Below are 3,105 nucleotides of genomic sequence, written 5' to 3'. Positions count from 1 at the left end.
GTAAATCGTATGTTTTACATGTTGTATAATTTATCATTTTAATATATGAATATGCAGTCTTTTTGCTTCTTTGGGTCACCAAAAGAAGTGGGGGTGCGGCACGACTGTGTGCTTCGCAGGGCTAGTCCCCGCAATTATAAATAAAAATAGTTTTGAAACAAGTCTATTATATATAAGAAATAAGTGTAGAATGTAAAAATTATATAAAAAAACAGGCAGTATAAATTAATTATACCGCCTGCTATATTTTTAATAAATATTATATTATTTTTCTAAATGTGCATAGAAAAACTTATGGAAACCTAATGGATTATACACAACATCTTTTAATTTAGGATTAACAAGCAAAGGTTCTGTAAAGAAATAAATAGGTATAGCTCCCATATCTTCCTGTATAAGTATTTTTTCAGCTTCATGCATAGCTTTCATTCTTATATTATTATCATCAGTAGACATAGCCTCACCTATAAGCTCATCATATCTCTGATTGCTGTATCCTCCGTTATTTTGAGTATTGTAGCTGGTAAACAAACTCATCATAGACATAGGATCGCTGTAATCTGCAGACCAATAAAGTCTTCCTATCATAAAGTTTTTTTCAAGTAAAGTCTTACCTAATAATGCATTATCTATTTGAGTAATAGTAGAATCTATATTAAGATGTTCTTTCCACATTTGCTGTACTGCTTCAAAAATACCAACATGATTACCTGGATCAGTTTTAAACTCTATTACAGGGAAACCTTCTCCATTCGGATATCCTGCTTCAGCCAAAAGTTGTTTAGCCATTTCTACATTATTAGAATATCCTTCTTTTGATACATCATACAAATCGCCGCCATTGATTCTGAAATCGCCGTCAACATCATTAACCGCATAAGGCATCCAACCGCTTGCAGGTTTTTGTCCGCCTTTAGCAACATTTTCTACTATATAGTTTCTGTCTATAGCCAAAGCAATGCTTTTCTTACTCTAGGATCTTTTAAATATTCATTAGTTACATTTATAGGATAATAATAAGTAGCTATAAGAGGCTTAATCTGTATTAATCCTTCCTCTAAAAGTGTAGGTATATCCTGCTGAGGAGGTTCATAAGCCATATGCAAAGATCCGTCTTTTATACCAGCTACAGCAGCTGCTCCATTTTGCATAAGTACAAATGTTATTTTTTCAGCAACTATACTGTCGGCATTCCAGTAATTAGGATTTTTTACCATTATAATATTTTCATCGATATTGCGTTCAGACATAATATATGGACCGTTTCCTATATAAGTTTCAGGCTTCAAAGTCCAGCTGTCGCCATATTGTTCTATTATATCTCTTCTTAAAGGTGCAAATGTAGGAAATGCTGCTACCTCCAAGAAATAAGCAGTAGGAGCTTCTAATTCTACAACCAAAGTATGATCATCAATAGCTTTAATACCTAAAGAATCTACCGGCATCCCACCTCTTGTAATAGCCATAGCATTTTTTACAGGTTCATGCTGATAACTGTATTCGCTTGCAACTTTAGGATCAACCTGTCTCTGCCAGCTATAAACGAAATCTTCTGCTACAACTGGTTTTCCGTCAGACCAAGTAGAATTAGTTCTAAGATAAAATGTATAAGTTTTTCCATCTGGACTTATTTCCCAATCTTCTGCAACCCCTGGTACTATTTTATTATTTCTATCTCTTACTGTTAAACCCTCAAATACATGAGAAATATAAATTACTCCGTATATCTGTGCATTCAAACTTGGATCTATAGTCTTTGGTTCAACACTGAGGTTAACGATAATTCCGTCATTTTCATTTTTGCCTTTAGAACAAGATATTGAAGAGAGCATTAACAATATCACTAAGCCAATGCATAATAGATGATAAAAATGCCCTTTTAGCTTTCATAATAAACTCCATAAAATTAAACTATTTCTCTAATTTCAATTAACTATCTTAAATAATGGTTAATCAAAACTATGTAAAAATATTTTATATAATTTTATGAACTTAGTCAATTAAAAAAATAAAAAGTTATTAAATAAATTAAGACTTTATTATTTTGTTTATGCATTTTCCTGTATTCATAAATTCAAATATATTATCAATAGAAGTGCTGACCATATTAAGTAATGCCTCATCAGTATAAAAAGCATAGTGAGGAGTTATTATAACATTTTTCATTTTAAATAATTCTTCTATAATACTGTCTTTTAAAACTATATCTTTTATATCTTTATTAGCATATTCTATTTCATTAGTATACACATCTAAAGCAGCCCCTCCAATATGTCCGCTTTTTAAACCATCAAGCAAATCTTCATTATTAACTATACCGCCCCTGCTTACATTAATAATATAAACACCTTTTTTCATTTTATTTATAGAATCCTTACATACCATATCTTTAGTTTCTTTGTTTAAAGGTATATGATATATTATAACGTCGCTATTTTTATATAATTCATCTAAACTTATATACTCAGCATAATTTTTTATTTCATCTTTCTCTGTTCTTGAATATACAAATATATTTTTCGGATAAAAACCTTTAAGATGTTTTATAGTTAGAGTGCCTATTCTTCCTGTTCCTATAACTCCAATATTTAAATTTCTCAATTCCTTTGCTACAAGCCCATTTCTTATAAAATTTCTATTGTATCCGTTTATAATCAAATTATTATAATTTTTAATGAGAGCAAGAAGCGAAAGTACTGTAAACTCGCTTACAGAATTCGGAGAATATGAAGGAACATTTGCTATTTTTATTCCTATTTTATCAGCATAATCAATATCAATATTATCATAGCCTGCCGATCTTGTACTCATATATTTAATACCAAACTCTTTTAATCTGTCAAGAACCTTATCATTTATTTCATCTCTTGCATTAAAAACTATGCTGTCAAAACCTTGAACTTCTTTAACATTATCAATATTTAAATAATGTTTATAGAATGTAAATTTTGTATTATATTTTTTTTCCATTAACTGAAAAGATTCTAATTCATCATCTAAAAGAGAATATACTGAAAATTTTTAAGTTTGTCAATTTTTTAATTTATGGTATAATCAAAATATGGATTTTAATTTAACAGACGAAGAAATAAAATTTTTGAAATC

General features: G+C 29.5%; 1 protein-coding gene and 1 pseudogene. Both read right to left on the bottom strand.

The annotated features are described in order from the left end of the window. Positions 1-264: 264 nt before the first annotated feature. Positions 265-1,832: pseudogene (locus Q1X91_RS15295) on the bottom strand (peptide ABC transporter substrate-binding protein). Between the two features lie 196 nt (positions 1,833-2,028). Further along, positions 2,029-2,970, bottom strand: a complete 942-nt coding sequence (locus Q1X91_RS15290; protein WP_300759435.1) for an NAD(P)-dependent oxidoreductase — start codon at positions 2,968-2,970, stop codon at positions 2,029-2,031. Between the last annotated feature and the right edge of the window lie 135 nt (positions 2,971-3,105).

This window comes from uncultured Brachyspira sp. (genome assembly GCF_949287625.1).
Taxonomy (GTDB): domain Bacteria; phylum Spirochaetota; class Brachyspiria; order Brachyspirales; family Brachyspiraceae; genus Brachyspira.
Note: the sequence above shows the minus strand (reverse complement) of the source record. Positions and strands in the feature narration are given on the sequence as shown.

Bases quoted from the DNA above. Each gene is read 5' to 3' on its own strand.
- Q1X91_RS15290 (WP_300759435.1), bottom strand. From the start codon at position 2,970: ATGGAAAAAAAATATAATACAAAATTTACATTCTATAAACATTATTTA.